Origin of the sequence: Streptomyces sp. WAC05374, from assembly GCF_004353505.1 — a bacterium.
Classification (GTDB): Bacteria; Actinomycetota; Actinomycetes; order Streptomycetales; family Streptomycetaceae; genus Streptomyces.
On record NZ_SMNQ01000027.1, the window covers coordinates 48,458 to 65,872 of the forward strand.

Sequence of the window (17,415 nt, forward strand, 5' to 3'; positions counted from 1 at the left end):
GAGTAACCGCGTACCCGCCGGGGTGGACATCTCGTTCCAGGGGGTGGACGGCATGCTGGGGGCCGCGACGTCCGTCCGCATGGGTACCGGGGGGTTCCCTCGATGTGGCTCAAGGTCGGCAACCACCGATAGTGTTCAGCATTGTCGAACAGAGGGAGAAGGGCCAGGCGATGCCGAAGAACATCCAGTCGCTGGAACGGGCGGCGGCGATGCTGCGTCTGCTGGCCGGCGGGGAGCGCCGCCTCGGGCTGTCGGACATCGCGTCCTCGCTGGACCTCGCCAAGGGCACCGCCCACGGCATCCTGCGCACCCTCCAGGCGGAGGGGTTCGTCGAGCAGGACGCGGCCTCGGGCCGCTACCAGCTCGGCGCGGAGCTGCTGCGCCTCGGCAACAGCTACCTGGACGTGCACGAGCTGCGGGCCCGCGCCCTGGTGTGGACGGACGACCTGGCCCGGTCCAGCGGCGAGAGCGTCCACCTGGGGGTGCTGCACCAGCACGGCGTGCTCGTCGTCCACCACGTCTTCCGGCCCGACGACAGCCGTCAAGTGCTGGAGGTCGGCGCCATGCAGCCGCTGCACTCCACGGCGCTGGGCAAGGTGCTGTCCGCGTACGACCCGGTGGCCCACACCGAGGCCCTGGAGGTGGAGCGGGAGGCGTTCACGCCGCGCACCATCACGGACCTGGAGGACTTCGAGGCCGTGCTGGACCTGACCAGGGCGCGCGGCTGGGCGGCGGACGTGGAGGAGACCTGGGAGGGCGTGGCCTCGGTGGCCGCCCCCATCCACGACCGGCGCCGGATGCCCGTCGGCGCGGTGGCCATCACGGGCGCCGTGGAGCGGGTCTGCGGCGACGGCGGCGAGCTCCGCTCCCACCTGGTCGCGGCGGTGCGCGACTGCGCCCGCGCGGTCTCGCGGGACCTGGGCGCCGGGCGCTTCTGACGCCCCGGGCGCACCATCGGTAACGAACGCATTTCGGCCAACAGAACTCTTGACGCCACGTTTACGAGGGGGCAAAACTGCCGTTCATCGGTCGGCATTGTCGAACACCTACCGGCAATACGCGCTAGAGTGTGGCAACGCCAGGAGGCCGGTTATCGCCCTCACCGAGGGCACGGACCACCGGAGGGACCCGGGGTTCGCCTTCCCCTGGACGAAGGACAAAGGAGTCGCGGGTGTCCAGCTCCGACATCTTCATCGGCGAGATCATTGGTACCGCCGTACTCATCCTGCTCGGCGGTGGCGTGGTCGCCGCCGTCGTACTCAAGCGCTCGAAGGCGCAGAACGCCGGCTGGCTGGCCATCACCTTCGGGTGGGGCTTCGCGGTCCTGACCGCGGTGTACATGACCGGCTCGCTCTCCGGCGCCCACCTCAACCCCGCCGTCACGGTCGGCATCGCGGTCAAGGACGGGGACTGGAAGAACGTCCCCGTCTACTTCGCGGGCCAGCTCCTCGGCGCCATGATCGGCGCGGCGCTGGTCTGGATCGCGTACTACGGCCAGTTCCACGCGCACCTGACCGACCGCGAGATCGTGGGAGACCCGGCCGAGAAGGCCATCGAGGGCCCGCACGACGAGGCCAAGAGCCACGCCGGCCCGGTCCTGGGCGTCTTCTCCACCGGCCCCGAGATCCGCAACGTCTGGCAGAACCTCGCCACCGAGATCATCGGCACCGTGGTGCTCGTCCTCGCGGTCCTCACCCAGGGCCTCAACGACAGCGGCAAGGGCCTCGGCGTCCTGGGCGGACTGATGGTCGCCCTGGTCGTGGTCGGCATCGGTCTGTCGCTCGGTGGCCCGACCGGGTACGCCATCAACCCGGCCCGTGACCTCGGACCGCGCATCGTGCACGCCCTGCTCCCGCTGCCGAACAAGGGCGGCTCCGACTGGGGCTACGCCTGGATTCCCGTCGCCGGACCGCTGATCGGCGGAGCCCTCGCCGCGGGTATCTACAACATCGCGTTCGCCTGAGCCGTCCTTCTCACCGACTTACGGAGCTACCGTGACCGACGCACACACCACCGGCCCCTTCATCGCCGCCATCGACCAGGGCACCACCTCCAGCCGCTGCATCGTCTTCGACCGCGACGGACGCATCGTCTCCGTCGACCAGAAGGAGCACGAGCAGATCTTCCCCAAGCCCGGCTGGGTCGAGCACAACGCGACCGAGATCTGGACCAACGTCCAGGAGGTCGTCGCCGGCGCCATCGAGAAGGCCGGCATCACCGCGGCCGACGTCAAGGCCATCGGCATCACCAACCAGCGCGAGACCACGCTGCTGTGGGACAAGAACACCGGTGAGCCCGTCCACAACGCCATCGTCTGGCAGGACACCCGCACCGACGCCCTCTGCAAGGAGCTCGGCCGCAACGTCGGCCAGGACCGCTTCCGCCGCGAGACCGGCCTGCCGCTCGCGTCCTACTTCGCCGGTCCGAAGATCCGCTGGATGCTCGACAACGTCGAGGGCCTGCGCGAGCGCGCCGAGCGCGGCGAGATCCTCTTCGGCACCATGGACTCCTGGGTCATCTGGAACCTGACGGGCGGTGTCGAGGGCGGTCACCACGTCACCGACGTCACCAACGCCTCCCGCACCATGCTGATGAACCTGCACACCATGGAGTGGGACCAGAAGATCCTGGAGTCCATGGACGTCCCGGCGGCCGTGCTGCCGGAGATCCGCTCCTCCGCCGAGGTCTACGGCCACGTCAAGGGCGGCGTCCTGGACGGCGTCCCGGTCGCCTCGGCGCTCGGCGACCAGCAGGCGGCGCTGTTCGGCCAGACCTGCTTCGCCGAGGGCGAGGCCAAGTCGACGTACGGCACCGGCACCTTCCTGCTGCTGAACACCGGCGAGAAGATCATCAACTCGTACTCGGGTCTGATCACCACCGTCGGCTACAAGATCGGCGATCAGGCCCCGGTGTACGCGCTGGAGGGCTCCATCGCCGTCACCGGCTCGCTGGTGCAGTGGATGCGCGACCAGATGGGCCTGATCAACTCCGCCGCGGAGATCGAGACCCTCGCGTCGTCGGTCGACGACAACGGCGGCGCGTACTTCGTACCGGCCTTCTCCGGCCTGTTCGCCCCGTACTGGCGCTCCGACGCCCGCGGTGTGATCGCCGGCCTCACCCGGTACGTCACCAAGGCGCACATCGCGCGCGCCGTGCTCGAGGCCACCGCCTGGCAGACCCGCGAGATCACCGACGCCATGACGAAGGACTCCGGCGTCGAACTGGCCGCGCTCAAGGTCGACGGCGGCATGACCTCCAACAACCTGCTGATGCAGACCCTCTCGGACTTCCTGGACGCACCCGTGGTGCGCCCGATGGTCGCCGAGACGACCTGCCTCGGCGCCGCCTACGCCGCCGGCCTGGCCGTCGGCTTCTGGCCCGACACCGACGCGCTGCGCGCCAACTGGCGCAGGGCCGCCGAGTGGACCCCCCGCATGGACGCTGACAAGCGTGACAGCGAGTACAAGAACTGGCTCAAGGCCGTCGAGCGGACCATGGGCTGGATCGAGGACGAGGAGTAAATCGACATGACCACCCTGCAGAGCGTCCCCACCCTCGGGACGCACCCGGCTGCCGGTTCCCTGCCGAGCCGTGCCGAGACGCGGGAGCAGCTCTCCAAGGCCACCTACGACCTCCTGGTGATCGGCGGCGGCATCCTGGGCATCTCCACGGCCTGGCACGCCGCGCAGTCCGGGCTGCGGGTGGCCCTGGTGGACGCCGGCGACTTCGCCGGCGCCACCTCCTCCGCCTCCTCCAAGCTGCTCCACGGCGGTCTGCGCTACCTGCAGACCGGCGCGGTGAAGCTGGTGGCGGAGAACCACTTCGAGCGCCGTGCGGTCTCCCGCCAGGTCGCCCCGCACCTGGCGAACCCGCTGACCTTCTATCTGCCGGTCTACAAGGGCGGACCGCACGGCGCCGCCAAGCTCGGCGCGGGCGTCTTCGCGTACTCGGCGCTCTCGGCCTTCGGTGACGGCGTCGGCCACCTGCTGAGCCCCGCCAAGGCCGCCCAGGACGTGCCGGAGCTGCGCACGGAGAACCTCAAGGCCGTGGCCGTCTACGGCGACGACCAGATGAACGACGCGCGCATGGCCCTGATGACGGTCCGCGCCGCCGTCGACGCGGGCGCCACCGTCCTCAACCACGCCGAGGTCACCGGCCTCCGCTTCACCAAGGGCCGGGTCACCGGCGCGGACCTGCGGGACCGCACCAGCGGGGACGAGTTCGGCGTCGACGCCCGCCTGGTCCTCAACGCCACCGGCCCCTGGGTCGACCACCTGCGCCGCATGGAGGACCCGAACGCGGCCCCCTCCATCCGCCTCTCCAAGGGCGCGCACCTCGTCCTCAAGCGCACCTCCCCCTGGAAGGCCGCGCTGGCCACCCCCATCGACAAGTACCGCATCACCTTCGCCCTCCCCTGGGAGGACATGCTGCTGCTCGGTACGACGGACGAGGAGTACGAGGGCGACCCCGGCGAGGTCGCGGTCAACGAGAAGGACACCGCCCAGATCCTGGACGAGGCCGCCTTCTCCATCCGCGACCAGCAGCTCTCCCGGGACCTGATCACCTACGCGTTCGCCGGTCTCCGGGTGCTGCCGGGCGGGCCCGGCGACACCTCCAAGGCCAAGCGCGAGACGGTCGTCACCGAGGGTCGCGGCGGGATGCTGTCGGTGGCCGGCGGCAAGTGGACGACCTTCCGCCACATCGGCCGTACGGTGATGAACAAGCTGGCCTCCCTGCCGGGCCGGCCGCTGGGCGAGGACATGGAGCCGATCTCCCAGCTCCCCAAGAAGCTGCCGCTGCCCGGCATAGCCAACCCGAACGCGGTCGCCCACCGGCTGCTGGTCGACGGCGGTACGCCCGGCCCGCGGATGGCCGCCGACACCGCCCGCCACCTGGCCACGCACTACGGCTCGCTCTCCTTCGACATCGCGCGCCTGGCCAACGACAACCCCGAGCTGGCCGAGCGCATCCACCCGGACGCGCCGGAGATCTGGGCCCAGGTCGCGTACGCACGCGACCACGAGTGGGCCGAGACGGCGGACGACGTGCTGCGCCGCCGCACCACCCTGACGATCCGGGGCCTGGCGACGGACGAGATCCGCACCAGGGTCGAGGACATGCTCGGCAAGAAGGCCTGACCGCACGCGCGACCGGGTCATGAGGGCGGCTCCCGCGGGAGCCGCCCTCGCTGTACGCTCAGACATCGGATGTATGGACACCGGGGGACGCCATGGCCGTGACCGACGAGGCGATCGAGAAGATCAAGGGGATGATCGTCTCGGGCGCGCTGCGCCCCGGCGACCGGCTCCCCAGGGAGAGCGAACTGGCGGCCCGGCTCGGCCTGTCGCGCAACTCCCTGCGCGAGGCGGTGCGCGCCCTGTCGCTGATCCGCATCCTCGACGTGCGCCAGGGCGACGGCACGTACGTCACGAGCCTGGACCCGCAACTGCTGCTGGCGGCGCTCGGCTTCGTCGTGGACTTCCACCGCGACGACACGGCGCTGGAGTTCCTCGCCGTACGCCGCCTCCTGGAGCCCGCCGCGACCGCCCTGGCCGCGAGCCGGATCACCGAGGCGGAGCTGGACGAGCTGGACGCCCGGCTGGACGCGCTGGGCGATGACCCGTCCGCCGGGGAACTGGCCGCCGCCGACCTGGAGTTCCACCGGACCGTCGTCCGGGCGGGCGGCAACACCGTCCTCAGCTCCCTGCTGGACGGCCTGTCCGGCCCGGCGACCCGGGACCGGATCTGGCACGGCCTGGCCGCGGAGGGCACGGCCCGCCGCGCGCTCGACGAGCACCGGGCGATCCTGGCGGCGCTCCGCGACCGGGACGCCGAGGCGGCCCGCTCCTGGGCGACGGTGCACGTGGCCGGCGCGGAACGGTGGCTGCGGAGCGCGCCCGCCCGTGCGGCGCTCGGATGAATCGGCCGGTTTCCGGCCGTGTCCGCGCCGGTCGGCGTGGGTAGTGGCTCCCGGTCGGTACAGCACACGGACGTGTACAGGGGCTGCGGGCGGGGCCCCGGAAAGCCGTAAGGTTGGTCCGTACGCAAGGAACTTCGGAAGGAGGCCTGGGTGATCGAGCTCGAGGGGGTTCCCGAGCTGATCGACCCGGTCATGGTGGCCGCGTTCGAGGGCTGGAACGACGCCGGCGACGCCGCCTCCACCGCGGTCGCGCACCTGGAGCGGGAGTGGAAGGGCGAGGTGTTCGCGGCGCTCGACGCCGAGGACTACTACGACTTCCAGGTCAACCGGCCCACGGTGTACATGGACGGCGGGGTACGGAAGATCACCTGGCCCACCACCAGGCTGTCGGTGGTCCGGGTGGGCGGTGACAAGCCGCGCGATCTCGTGCTGGTCCGCGGCATCGAGCCGTCGATGCGGTGGCGCTCGTTCTGCAACGAGCTGCTCGGTTTCGCCCATGAACTGGGCGTGGAGATGGTGGTGATCCTCGGCGCGCTGCTCGGCGACACCCCGCACACCCGGCCGGTGCCGGTCAGCGGCGTCACGTCGGACCCGGACCTGGCGCGCACCATGGACCTGGAGGAGACCCGGTACGAAGGGCCGACGGGGATCGTCGGCATCCTTCAGGAGGCCTGCACGCACGCGGGCGTGCCGGCGGTGAGCCTGTGGGCGGCGGTGCCGCACTACGTGTCGCAGCCGCCGAACCCCAAGGCGACGCTGGCGCTGCTCAACCGGCTGGAGGACCTCATCGACCTGCGCATCCCGCTGGGTGAGCTGGCCGAGGACGCGCGGGCCTGGCAGGTCGGCGTGGACCAGCTCGCCTCGGAGGACAGCGAGGTCGCGGAGTACGTGCAGACGCTGGAGGAGGCCCGGGACACCGCGGAGCTGCCGGAGGCGTCGGGCGAGGCCATCGCCCGCGAGTTCGAGCGGTACCTGCGGCGGCGGGACGGCGGGCCGGGCGGGCAGGGGCACGCGACGGAGCTGGGCGACAGCTCGTACCTGCGTGACACGTCGAGCGGCCGGACCCGTCCGGCGAAGCCGCCGAAGGCCGGGGAGGCGGAGCCCGCCGGGCGCGAGGAGGGCGGCCTCGAGCAGCCGCCGGCGCCGGACGCGCCGGACCAGGACTCCCCCGCTCATGACTCCGGCCGGGAGACCCGGGGCCAGGACGCCCCGGGCCGGGACTCGCCCGGCTCGCCGGGTCCGGACGTGCCGGAGTCCCCGGATTCCTCCGAGGACTGAGGTCGTACGACGCCGGGGCGGCACCTTCGTGGAGGTGCCGCCCCGGCGTTTTCGCGGTGTGCGTTACAGCGCCACGCCCAGCAGGGCGTCGGCCGTGCGGGAGACGAGGCCGGGCGCGCCCTCGTCCGTGCCGCCCTCGGCGTCCTGGCGGGCGACCCAGCGGTCGACGGCCGCGAGGGCGGCGGGAGCGTCGAGGTCGTCGGCCAGGGCCTCGCGCACCTCTTCGACCAGCGCGTCGGCCGAGGGGCCGTCGGGGCGGGAGACCGCGGCACGCCAGCGGGCGAGGCGCTCCACGGCCTCCTGGAGGACCTCGTCGGTCCACTCCCAGTCGGCGCGGTAGTGGTGGGACAGCAGGGCGAGCCGGATGGCGGCCGGGTCGACGCCCTGGCGGCGCAGCGCGGAGACGAAGACCAGGTTGCCCTTGGACTTGGACATCTTCTCGCCGTGGAGGGCGACCATGCCGGCGTGGACGTACGCCTTGGCGAAGGGGTGCTCGCCGGTCAGCGCCTGGGCGTGCGAGGCGCCCATCTCGTGGTGCGGGAAGACCAGGTCGGAGCCGCCACCCTGGACGTCGAAGCCCATGCCGAGGTGGTCCAGCGCGATGGCCACGCACTCGATGTGCCAGCCGGGGCGGCCGGGGCCGAGGCTCGCGCCGTCCCAGCTCGGCTCGCCCTCGCGGGCGACCATCCAGAGCATGGGGTCGAGCGGGTTCTTCTTGCCGGGGCGGTCCGGGTCGCCGCCGCGCTCGGCGGACAGGGCCCGCATGAGCTCCGCGTCGTAGTGGGAGACCTCGCCGAAGTGCGGGTCGGCCTCGACGGAGAAGTAGATGTCGCCGTCGAGCTCGTACGCGGCGCCCGCGTCCCGGAGCCGCTCGACGAGCGGCACGATGCCGGGTATCGCCTCGACGGCGCCGATGTAGTGCTGTGGCGGGAGTATCCGCAGGGCGGTCATGTCCTCGCGGAAGAGGGCCGTCTCCTTCTCGGCGAGGGCGACCCAGTCGATGTCGTCGCGGACGGCCCGCTCCAGGAGGGGATCGTCCACGTCGGTGACGTTCTGGACGTAGTGGACCTGCCGCTTGGTGTCGAGCCACACGCGCTGAACGAGATCGAACGCGTTGTAGGTCGCCGCGTGACCGATGTGGGTCGCGTCGTACGGCGTGATGCCGCAGACGTAGATACGGGCGACGGGGCCGGGGTCGAGGGTCACTCGTCCACCGGTCGCGGTGTCGTGGATCCGGAGGTCGCGGCCCTTGCCGGGCAGGGCGGGGACCTCAGAAGCGGGCCAGGCATGCATGTCACGAGCGTAACCGGACGGGTGTTCCGGATACGAACCGGATGCGGGATCATGACCGGATAGGCACTCTTGCGCGGCCGGGCGGGATGTGCGGGGGCCGCTCAGACCGGAGGCCAGGGGATCGCGGGCCACTGACCTGAGGGTTCGGGGTGACGGCCGGAGGTGCGCAGGGCGCCGACCCGGGCGCGTACGGCGGCGACCTCGGCCGGGGTGATCAGCTCCGCCAGGCGGGTGGCGAGGGGCGCGCCGGGTGCCAGGGAGGCGTCCAGGCGGGCCAGGACGTCCAGGGCCTCCTGCGGGAGCGGCTCGCCCGCCCAGCCCCACAGGAGGGTGCGCAGCTTGTCGTCCACGTTGAAGGTCACACCGTGGTCGATGGCGTACAGCTTCCCGTCCGGCGCGGGCAGCAGGTGCCCGCCCTTGCGGTCACCGTTGTTGATCACCGCGTCCAGTACGGCGAGGCGCCGCAGCCGTACGTCGTCGGCGTGCACCAGCAGGGCGGTGCGGTCCTCGTCGACCTGCGCGAGGCCGACCGCCTTCCAGCCCTCGCCGGCCTCCTCGTCGTCGACGAGCGCCAGGAGGGAGACGCTGGGGTCGCCCTCCATCCAGAGCTGGACCATGCCGGGGCCGAACGGCCCGTCCCGCAGCACGGTCGGCGGGACCAGGCCCCAGCCGGTCGCCTCGGAGACCTCGTACGCGGCGACCTCGCGCTGTGCCAGTGTCCCGTCGGGGAAGTCCCACAGGGGCCGCTCCCCCGCGACGGGCTTGTAGACGCAGTCGGCTTCCTGACCTCCGTACGCGACGGAGCAGAACAGCACCGCGTTGGACGCCTCACGGATCTGGCCGCGTACCGTCAGTTCACCGCTGGTGAGCAGGTCGAGCGGATCCACCGCGGTCAGGCCCCGCGGCGGTATCCGTTCTGGCGCGGACATACGTGTCCTTCCGGGTCGAGCGGCAGGCTGCACAGCGGGCACGGCGGGCGCCCCGCGTTGACCACGTCCAGGGCGCGTTTGGCGAAGGCCCTCGCCTGTGCCCCGGTGAGCCGGACCCGCAGCATGGGCGGGCCGTTCTCCTCGTCCTGGAGCAGCCGCTCCTCGGCCTCCGCGAGGTCCTCCTCGGACTCCACGTCCAGCTCGACGAGCGCCTGCGCCTCGACGATCATGCGCTGTTCCTCGCCGTCCCAGGCCAGCGCCATGGTGCCGACCCGGAACTCCTCCTCGACGGGCGAGTCCAGGGGTGCGGTGTCGGTGACGTCGGACGGCGCGACGGCCGGCACCGGGGCGTTGCCCCCGGTCCGCCGCACCACCTCGTCGAGCAGTTCGTCGATCCGCTCGGCGAGCGCGGCCACCTGGGTCTTCTCCAGGGCGACGCTGGTGACCCGGCCCCCGGCGGAGGCCTGGAGGAAGAACGTACGGCGGCCAGGCAGCCCGACCGTGCCGGCCACGAAGCGCTCCGGTGGGTCATAGAGGAATACCTGACGGGACACGTTCCCTCTCCCTTGCTCAGTTCGGACGGCGCTGCGGCCCGTCCACCCTACTGTGCGAATCGATCACGGTGCTCCCGCGCCGCCGCCCACCTCGGCGGCCTCGCCGGCGGGCTCCTCGCGCGGGACGAGTCCCGCGAAGTCGCCGGTGTCCCCGAGCCGGAGAAGAGACGGCCGCAGGCGGGTGTAACGGATCGCCGTCACGGAACAAGGATCGACATGGATCCGCTGGAACAGATCGAGATGCATGCCGAGGGCGTCGGCCACGAGGGACTTGATGATGTCGCCGTGCGAACACATCAGGTAGACGGCGTCCTCCCCGTATTCCGCCTCCACGCGCGCGTTCCACTCGCGTACGGCGTCGACGGCCCGCGCCTGCATGGCGCGCATCGACTCCCCGCCGGGGAAGGCCGCGTTGGAGGGGTGCCGCTGGACGACGTCCATGAGCGGTTCGTCGGCCAGCTCGGCGAGCTTGCGCCCGGACCAGTCGCCGTAGCGGCACTCGCCGATCCGTTCGTCGGAGTGGACCGGCAGGCCGGGGCGGGCGTCCAGGAGGGGCTGGAGGGTCTCCAGGCACCGCTGGAGGGGGCTGGTCACGGCGGCCGCGAGCGGCACCCCGGCCAGCCGGCCGGGCAGCGCCGCGGCCTGCGCGGCGCCCCGCTCGTCGAGGGCGACCCCGGGCGTCCACCCGGCGAGTACGCCGGCGGTGTTGGCGGTCGAGCGTCCGTGCCGTACGAGGATCAACGTGGCCATGCCTGCCAGCCTAGGGGGTGTCCTGTCGATCGGGCCGAAACGGCCGGGATGTGCGGGAGCGGCCCTTCCACGGTGCTCCATGGGTGCACGCGGGCCTGGGCGGGGGGAGAATACGCGCCGTGATCGTCGACTGTGCCATTTACCGGGACGGGCGCCGCAGCAAGGGCCCCTCCGACTTCTCCGACGCCCTGGACCAGGCGAGGGCCTGGGGCGGTGACGCCTTCCTGTGGATCGGGCTGCACGAGCCGTCGGAGGACGAGTTCGCTCACGTGTCGGAGGAGTTCGCGCTGCATCCGCTGGCCGTGGAGGACGCCCTCAAGGCCCACCAGCGGCCCAAGCTGGAGGTCTACGACGACTCGCTGTTCATGGTCCTCAAGCCGGTGGTGTACGAGCCGGAGAGCGACACGGTCACCACCGGGGAGCTGATGGTGTTCATGGGCGACTCGTTCGTGGTGACCGTCCGGCACGGCGAGGGCGCCCCGCTGGCGGCGGTGCGCAAACGGCTGGAGGCCGAGCCGGAGATGCTCAAGCACGGGCCCACGTCCGTGCTGTACGCGATCAGCGACGCCGTCGTGGACCACTACATCGAGGTGGCGGGCGAGCTCCAGGTCGACCTGGAGGAGATGGAGACGGAGGTCTTCCAGCCGACGGGCGGCGACGCCAAGAACACGGCGTCGCGGATCTACATGTTCAAGCGCCAGGTGCTGGAGTTCCGCCGGGCGACCGGTCCGCTGGCGGCGCCGGTGTCCCGGCTCGCGGGCGCGGGGGTGCCGTTCGTCAACGAGCACGCCCAGCCCTTCTTCCGGGACGTCAGCGACCACCTCATCCGTGCCACGGAGCAGGTGGAGGGGCTGGACCGGCTGCTCTCGGACATCCTGTCGGCCCATCTCGCGCAGATGGGGGTGCGGCAGAACGACGACATGCGGAAGATCTCCGCGTGGGCGGCGATGGCCGCGGTGCCCACGATGGTCGCGGGCATCTACGGCATGAACTTCGACCACATGTGGGAGCTGCACCAGGTGTGGGGCTACCCGGCCGTGATCGTCCTGATGGGTGTGGCGGTCGTGGCCCTGTACCGGCTGTTCAAGCGCCGGGGCTGGCTGTAGGCCGCCGGTCCGCGGCGCTCAGAAGGCCGGGGCGGGCTCGGCCGGTCCGCCCAGCGCGTTGCGCCGCTCCGGCATCCTGAGCTCGACCATGCGCCGCCAGCCGCCGGCCCTCTCGTACGCGTACATCCCGCGGATGCCCAGCGCCAGGGCGGCGCGCTTGGCGCGCGGCCACTTCAGGATGCGGCCCATGTGGTCCATGACGGCGAGGCTGACGTCACGGTAGACGGCGATCTCGGCCAGGGCGCACGCGCGCAGGGTGCGCTGGATGGTGCGGCCGTGTCCGGCGTAGGCGAGGCCGAGCAGCTCCTCGTGGCAGTACGCGAGGTGGTTGTCCTCGTCGTTGCAGATCATCCGGATGGCCTTGCCGACCTCGGGGTGGTCGCCGAAGTACTTGACCAGCATGTCCATCTGGTCGGCGGCGCGCTGTTCGGTGACCCGGCTGTGCGAGAGGTAGACGAGGACGTCCTCCTCGGTCAGCCGCTCGTCCCGGCGCAGCTTGTCGTGGGTGAGTCCGATGCCGCGCTGCTCCAGCAGCATGGTGTAGTCGGTCTCCGGCGGGACGGCGACCGGTTCCAGGCCGCGCTTCTTGAGCAGGGCGTTGAAGATCCGGCCGTGCTTGTCCTCGTCGGCGCCGTGCCGGGTGACCTTGGGGGCGAGGTCCCGCATGCTCTCCGGGAGGAGGGCGGCGATACGGGCGTTCTCCCAGCCTCCCTGCGCCTCCCCACTGGCCGCGATGGAACAGAAAAGCTGGTAGGAGTCATCGTCGTCGATGATCTCCTGGAACAGGCTCCGGGCCGACAGCATCAATGCCACCTCCATACGCGCGTCTGTGCGCACATCAGCAAAGAACGAGTCAAATGCCGTGGGAGGGAGGTGGCAACAGCTCGGCCGCCGGACTCCGCCGGATGGCGGAGCGTGGGGGGCACCGGGAGGGGAACGGGGGTGTCCACGCGCTCCGGTTCCGGCTGGGGAGTAACCGGGGAGGGGGATGGAGCGTTGTGCTGCGTGACGGCCGTGGCGGGGATGACCCCGAGCCCCCACCACGGCCGCAGGCTTGTCCGGGGGTCAGTCGACCAGGCCCGCGCGCTCCAGGGCCTCGGTGCCGGCGCGGAGCGCGGCGATCCGCTCGTCGAGCGTGAAGCCGGCCGGGGCGAGGGTGAGGGTGGTGACGCCGGCCGCCGCGTACGCCTGCATCCGGTCGGCGATCCGATCGACGGAGCCGAGCAGCGCCGTCTGGTCGATGAGCTGGTGCGGGACGGCGGCCGCCGCGCCGGCCTTGTCGCCGGCGAGGTACTTGTCCTGGATCTCGGCGGCTTCCTTCTCGTAGCCCATGCGCTGGGCGAGCTGGTTGTAGAAGTTCTGCTTGCGGCTGCCCATGCCGCCGACGTACAGCGCGGTGTACGGGCGGAACATGTCGGCGAGCCCGGTGACGTCGTCGCCGAGGGCGAGCGGGAGGGTGGGGCAGACGTCGAAGCCGTCCATGGTCAGGCCGGCCTTCTCCCGGCCCGCGCGGATGTGCCGCAGCGCGGTCTCCTCCAGGTGCTCGGCGGACGGGAAGATCAGCAGGGCGCCGTCGGCGATCTCGCCGGTCTGCTCCAGGTTCTTCGGGCCGATCGCCGCGATGTAGAGCGGGATGTGCTCGCGCTGCGGGTGGACGGTCAGCTTGATGGGCTTGCCGGGGCCGCCGGGGAGCGGGAGGGTCCAGTGCTCGCCCTCGTGGGTCAGGCGCTCGCGTGCCATGGCCTTGCGGACGATCTCGACGTACTCACGCGTGCGTGCCAGCGGCTTGTCGAACTTCACGCCGTACCAGCCCTCGGAGACCTGTGGGCCCGAGACGCCGAGGCCGAGGCGGAAGCGGCCGCCGGAGAGCGAGTCGAGGGTGGCGGCCGTCATCGCCGTCATGGTGGGCTGGCGGGCCGGGATCTGCATGATGGCCGAGCCGACGTCGATGGTCTCCGTCTGGGCGGCGACCCACGACAGGACGGTCGGGGCGTCGGAGCCGTACGCCTCGGCGGCCCAGCAGACGTCGTAGCCGAGGCGGTCCGCCTCCTGGGCGACGGCGAGGTTGTCGCCGTCCATGCCCGCGCCCCAGTAGCCGAGGTTGATGCCGAGCCGCATAGCCGGTCCCCTTACTCGTCGACTCATTTACTGATCAGTAACGATCTGCGTCCGGACTCTAGCGCGCAGGTCCCGGTCCCGTCAGGAGGGGCGACGGGCACGCACGGGCACGAGGTTGTCCACAGGCTCTCTCCGCGTGGGCCTCTGGCCAGTAATCTCGCGGCCATGGAGCAGAGGCATCTCGGCCGTACCGGCCTGCGTGTGTCCCGGATGGGGCTCGGCACCCTCACCTGGGGGCGGGACACCGGCGAGCACGACGCGGCCGATCAGCTCAAGGCGTTCTGGGAGGCGGGCGGGACGCTGATCGACACGGCCGACGTGTACGGCGGCGGCGAGGCCGAGTACCTGCTCGGGCAGCTCGTGGAGCGGCTGGTCCCGCGGCGGGACCTGGTCATCGCGACCAAGGCGGGCAGCGTGCCCGACCCGGACCGGAGGTTCGACGGCTCGCGCGGGCACCTGCTGGCCTCGCTGGACGCGTCGCTGGCGCGCCTCGGCACCGATTACGTGGACCTGTGGCAGGTGCACGCCTTCGACCCGGAGACACCGCTGGAGGAGACGCTCCAGGCCCTGGACATGGCGGTCAGCAGCGGACGCGCACGGTACGTGGGCGTGTCGAACTTCTGCGGCTGGCAGTTGGCGAAGGCCGCGACGTGGCAGCTCGCGCCGGGCGCGTCGCGGGCCCGGCTGGCAAGCACGCAGATGGAGTACTCGCTGCTCCAGCGCGGTGTGGAGCGGGAGGTCCTGCCCGCCGCGCTGGACCTGGGAGTGGGACTGCTGCCCTCCTCGCCGCTGGGGCGCGGGGTGCTGACGGGCAAGTACCGGCACGCCACGCCGTCCGACTCGCGGGGCGCGTCCGAGCGGCTGGCGCCGTTCGTGGAGCCGTACCTGGACGACTCGGCGACCCGGGTCGTGGACGCGGTGATCACGGCGGCGGACGGGCTGGCGGCCACCCCCCTCCAGGTGGCGCTGGCGTGGGTGCGGGACCGTCCGGGGGTGGTGGCGCCGGTGGTGGGCGCGCGCAACGCGAAGCAGCTCGCGGCGGCGTTGTCAGTGGAGACCCTTAGTCTTCCTGACGAGATCCGCCGGGCGCTCGACGACGTGTCGGCGCCCGTGCACCGCTATCCCGATCAGGACTGGAGCACGCTGTGACCGCGCTTCCCCGGGGGGAGACCCCCGGCCCCTCGGCCGACGACCAGGACGACGCCGCATCCGCCGCCGGACCCGCCGCGGCGGACGGCGCGGAGCCGGACGGCCCCGCCCCCGTCCCGGCGCCCGAGGAGGCGCCGGCCCCGGCCGGTGACGGCGCGGACGCGGACGCGACGCGGGAGGGCGAGGGGGACGGCACGCCGTCCGAGGCGGCGGCCGAGCTGGCGGCGCAGCGGGAGCTGCGGGCCCGCATCGAGCAGCGCAAGGCCGAGAAGGCCGGCCCCATCGAGGCCGGCGCCAAGCTGAGCGGCACGGCCGCCGACCTGCTCGCCGCGGTCCGGGCGGTGGAGAGCGGCGAGGCGTCCGGCACGGCGTTCTTCGGCTCCCCGGCGCCCGCGCCGCGCAAGGCCGCCCCCGAGCCCGTCGCCCCGGCGCGGCCTTCCGTCGCCGCCGAGCCCGTCCCGTCCGCGCGGACGGCGGCGCCCGAGACGGTCGCGGCCGTGCGGGCCGTGCTGAGCCAGGGCGGCGCACCCGAGGCGCTCGCCGGGGGCGTGGCCACCGAGCTCGGCGAGACGGCGGCGGACGCGCTGCGCGAGGACCCCTGGCGGCTGCTGTCGGTGTCCGGGGTGCGCCCGGAGCAGGCCGACGGTTTCGCCCGGGCGCTGCTGGGCCCGGAGGCGGGCCCCGGGGACGAGCGCCGGACCGTCGCGCTCATCGGCTGGTTGCTCCAGCGGGCGGCGCTCGCGGGGCACACGGCGCTGGACGCGGCACAGGTCCGGGCGGCGCTGGCGGAGCGTTCCGTGCCCGAGCCGGAGGAGGCGGTGCGGCACGCGATCGCCGAGGGCGCTGTGCTGGTCTTCCACGACGGTCTCGACGAGCACGAGTCCGCGCACGAGCACGAGGACGACGAGCAGCAGGGGCAGGAGGAGGCCGGGGACGCCGGGCCGGTGCCGGTCCTGCTCGGCCTCGACCGGTACGCGCTCGCGGAGGAGAGCCTCGCCGACGGTCTGGCCCGGCTCGCCCGGACCGGCCCGGACGCCCGCTGGAAGGACGCTCCCCCGTCGGAGCTGACCCGCGCGGTCGCCGAGCACGGCCTCGTCGCGCACACGGGCGGCGAGGCCGCGCGGGGGGAGGCGGTCGCCCTCACGGAGACCGCGCGCGGGCTCGGGCTCCGGGCCGCCGTGGCCGTCCACACCGAGAACGGCCGCCGCAGGCTGGGCCCCGACGTGGCCGCGGTCACCGTCGCCGGACTGCTGGCCGGCACGGGCGGCCCCGGGCGGGACGAGGACGGGGCGTTCGCCCTGGACCTGCTGGTCGTGCTGGACGCGCCACAGCTCGACGTCGAGACGGCCGCGATGCTGGTGGAGTCGCTGGCGGACGGGTGCCGTCTGGTGCTCAGCGGCGACCCGGGCGTGCTGTGGTCGGCCGGCGCGGGGCGGGTCTTCGCGGACGTCCTGGCCGCCCGGGCGTGCCCGCATGTCGCGTCGCGCACACCGGACCCCGGGCCGATCGGCGAGCTGGTCTCCGGCATCGGCATCGGTGAGCTGAACCAGGTGGAGGCGCCCGGCAAGGAGGTCGTGATCGTCCCCGTGCGGGACGCGGGCGAGGCGGTGCACCGCACGGTGCAGCTCGTCGCGGACTCGGTGCCGCGAGCCATCGGCGTACCGGCCGAGCAGACCCAGGTGATCACCGTGGGCCACGGCGGTTCGGCCGGGACGCGGGCGCTGAACGCCGCACTGAAGCAGCGGCTGAACCCGGGGCCCGGGCGTTTCGGCGGGTACGACCCGGGCGACCGCGTCGCCTACGCCCCCTCCCCCGGCCGGACCGTACCGGGCACGGTGCTCTCGGCCGACCCGGAGGGACTGCGCCTGGACTGCGAGGGCGATCCGGTCCTCGTACCGAAGGACCTGGTCGGCACGGCGCTGCGGCACGGCTGGGCGCTGACCGCGCACCAGGCGGTGGCCATGCGCTGGCCGGCGGTCGTCGTCGTCCTGCCCGGCGACGCGGCGGACGCCCTGGACCGGGCGTGGGTCCAGACCGCGTTCGGCCGGGGCGAGCGGCACCTCTCGGTCGTCCACGGCGTGGACCAGGCCCTCCCGCGCGCGGTCGCGGAGAAGCTCCCCCGCCCCCGCACCACGCGCCTCCGCGCCCTTCTGGAAGCCCTCCTGGCCACCCCCGACGACTGACGGGGCGGCGCCCCGGGGCGGCGGGGCCCCGGCGGGGGGGGGCGGGGGGTGCGCCACAACACGGGCCCGGGGGGACAGACGCCCCCCCGCGCGCCCCCCCCGGGGAGGGGGCCGGGGGTCCCGCCCCCGGACCCG

15 protein-coding genes are annotated in these 17,415 nt (G+C 72.8%); 9 read left to right on the top strand and 6 right to left on the bottom strand.

What is annotated here, in order from left to right; all coding sequences use genetic code 11:
* Window positions 1-170: 170 nt before the first annotated feature.
* The 6 genes from E2B92_RS31015 (at window position 171) to E2B92_RS31040 (ending at window position 7,198) form a co-directional block, all read left to right on the top strand.
* A complete protein-coding gene (locus E2B92_RS31015) occupies window positions 171-938 on the top strand; it encodes an IclR family transcriptional regulator (protein WP_126886417.1) in 768 nt (255 codons plus the stop codon).
* A 233-nt stretch (window positions 939-1,171) separates the two neighbouring features.
* Window positions 1,172-1,963, top strand: coding sequence for an MIP/aquaporin family protein (locus tag E2B92_RS31020; RefSeq protein WP_126886419.1), 792 nt, complete (start codon window positions 1,172-1,174; stop codon window positions 1,961-1,963).
* Between the two features lie 31 nt (window positions 1,964-1,994).
* On the top strand, window positions 1,995-3,521 hold the full coding sequence (gene glpK / locus E2B92_RS31025) for a glycerol kinase GlpK (protein WP_126886421.1): 1,527 nt from the start codon (window positions 1,995-1,997) through the stop codon (window positions 3,519-3,521).
* A gap of 6 nt (window positions 3,522-3,527) precedes the next feature.
* Window positions 3,528-5,138 (top strand): glycerol-3-phosphate dehydrogenase/oxidase, encoded by a 1,611-nt coding sequence (locus tag E2B92_RS31030; RefSeq protein WP_126886423.1) that lies wholly within the window; start codon window positions 3,528-3,530, stop codon window positions 5,136-5,138.
* 92 nt (window positions 5,139-5,230) lie between these two features.
* Complete coding sequence (locus E2B92_RS31035; RefSeq protein ID WP_126886425.1) at window positions 5,231-5,920, top strand: FadR/GntR family transcriptional regulator; 690 nt, start codon at window positions 5,231-5,233, stop codon at window positions 5,918-5,920.
* Between the two features lie 150 nt (window positions 5,921-6,070).
* The gene (locus E2B92_RS31040; RefSeq protein ID WP_126886427.1) at window positions 6,071-7,198 is read left to right on the top strand and encodes a PAC2 family protein; all 1,128 of its coding nucleotides are present in this window, start codon (window positions 6,071-6,073) and stop codon (window positions 7,196-7,198) included.
* Between the two features lie 63 nt (window positions 7,199-7,261).
* On the opposite strand, the gene mshC is transcribed toward E2B92_RS31040, so the two are convergent.
* From mshC to E2B92_RS31060, 4 genes are all read right to left on the bottom strand, one after another.
* Window positions 7,262-8,491, bottom strand: coding sequence for a cysteine--1-D-myo-inosityl 2-amino-2-deoxy-alpha-D-glucopyranoside ligase (gene mshC, locus E2B92_RS31045; protein WP_126886429.1), 1,230 nt, complete (start codon window positions 8,489-8,491; stop codon window positions 7,262-7,264).
* A 101-nt stretch (window positions 8,492-8,592) separates the two neighbouring features.
* Window positions 8,593-9,420, bottom strand: coding sequence for an SCO1664 family protein (locus tag E2B92_RS31050; RefSeq protein ID WP_126886431.1), 828 nt, complete (start codon window positions 9,418-9,420; stop codon window positions 8,593-8,595).
* Entirely contained in the window at window positions 9,384-9,974 is a 591-nt protein-coding gene (locus E2B92_RS31055; protein ID WP_084897554.1) for a DUF3090 domain-containing protein, read from the bottom strand. The genes E2B92_RS31050 and E2B92_RS31055 overlap by 37 nt, the downstream gene beginning before the upstream one ends.
* 63 nt (window positions 9,975-10,037) lie before the next feature.
* The gene (locus tag E2B92_RS31060) at window positions 10,038-10,724 is read right to left on the bottom strand and encodes a histidine phosphatase family protein (RefSeq protein ID WP_126886433.1); all 687 of its coding nucleotides are present in this window, start codon (window positions 10,722-10,724) and stop codon (window positions 10,038-10,040) included.
* Window positions 10,725-10,834: 110 nt separating this feature from the next.
* Between E2B92_RS31060 and corA the strand changes: the two genes are divergently transcribed.
* A complete protein-coding gene (gene corA, locus E2B92_RS31065) occupies window positions 10,835-11,830 on the top strand; it encodes a magnesium/cobalt transporter CorA (RefSeq protein ID WP_126886454.1) in 996 nt (331 codons plus the stop codon).
* A gap of 18 nt (window positions 11,831-11,848) precedes the next feature.
* Here the strand turns inward: corA and E2B92_RS31070 are convergent, their stop codons facing one another.
* Together E2B92_RS31070 and E2B92_RS31075 are read right to left on the bottom strand one after the other, a co-directional pair.
* Window positions 11,849-12,634 carry a ferritin-like domain-containing protein gene (locus tag E2B92_RS31070; protein ID WP_126886455.1) on the bottom strand — a complete coding sequence of 262 codons (786 nt, stop codon included), beginning with the start codon at window positions 12,632-12,634 and terminating at the stop codon, window positions 11,849-11,851.
* Between the two features lie 261 nt (window positions 12,635-12,895).
* The gene (locus E2B92_RS31075) at window positions 12,896-13,948 is read right to left on the bottom strand and encodes an LLM class F420-dependent oxidoreductase (protein WP_126886435.1); all 1,053 of its coding nucleotides are present in this window, start codon (window positions 13,946-13,948) and stop codon (window positions 12,896-12,898) included.
* A 165-nt stretch (window positions 13,949-14,113) separates the two neighbouring features.
* On the opposite strand from E2B92_RS31075, the gene E2B92_RS31080 reads away from it, so the two are divergent.
* Both E2B92_RS31080 and E2B92_RS31085 read left to right on the top strand, forming a co-directional pair.
* Window positions 14,114-15,097, top strand: coding sequence for an aldo/keto reductase (locus tag E2B92_RS31080; protein WP_126886437.1), 984 nt, complete (start codon window positions 14,114-14,116; stop codon window positions 15,095-15,097).
* Entirely contained in the window at window positions 15,094-17,280 is a 2,187-nt protein-coding gene (locus E2B92_RS31085; RefSeq protein ID WP_126886439.1) for a helix-hairpin-helix domain-containing protein, read from the top strand. The genes E2B92_RS31080 and E2B92_RS31085 overlap by 4 nt, the downstream gene beginning before the upstream one ends.
* Window positions 17,281-17,415 lie beyond the last annotated feature (135 nt).

What these genes read in the sequence shown, in the direction of transcription:
- E2B92_RS31015 (WP_126886417.1), top strand. Translation starts at nt 171, where the DNA reads ATGCCGAAGAACATCCAGTCGCTGGAACGGGCGGCGGCGATGCTGCGT.
- E2B92_RS31030 (WP_126886423.1), top strand. Translation starts at nt 3,528, where the DNA reads ATGACCACCCTGCAGAGCGTCCCCACCCTCGGGACGCACCCGGCTGCC.
- E2B92_RS31035 (WP_126886425.1), top strand. Translation starts at nt 5,231, where the DNA reads ATGGCCGTGACCGACGAGGCGATCGAGAAGATCAAGGGGATGATCGTC.
- mshC (WP_126886429.1), bottom strand. Translation starts at nt 8,491, where the DNA reads ATGCATGCCTGGCCCGCTTCTGAGGTCCCCGCCCTGCCCGGCAAGGGC.
- E2B92_RS31050 (WP_126886431.1), bottom strand. Translation starts at nt 9,420, where the DNA reads ATGTCCGCGCCAGAACGGATACCGCCGCGGGGCCTGACCGCGGTGGAT.
- E2B92_RS31060 (WP_126886433.1), bottom strand. Translation starts at nt 10,724, where the DNA reads ATGGCCACGTTGATCCTCGTACGGCACGGACGCTCGACCGCCAACACC.
- E2B92_RS31070 (WP_126886455.1), bottom strand. Translation starts at nt 12,634, where the DNA reads ATGCTGTCGGCCCGGAGCCTGTTCCAGGAGATCATCGACGACGATGAC.
- E2B92_RS31075 (WP_126886435.1), bottom strand. Translation starts at nt 13,948, where the DNA reads ATGCGGCTCGGCATCAACCTCGGCTACTGGGGCGCGGGCATGGACGGC.
- E2B92_RS31080 (WP_126886437.1), top strand. Translation starts at nt 14,114, where the DNA reads ATGGAGCAGAGGCATCTCGGCCGTACCGGCCTGCGTGTGTCCCGGATG.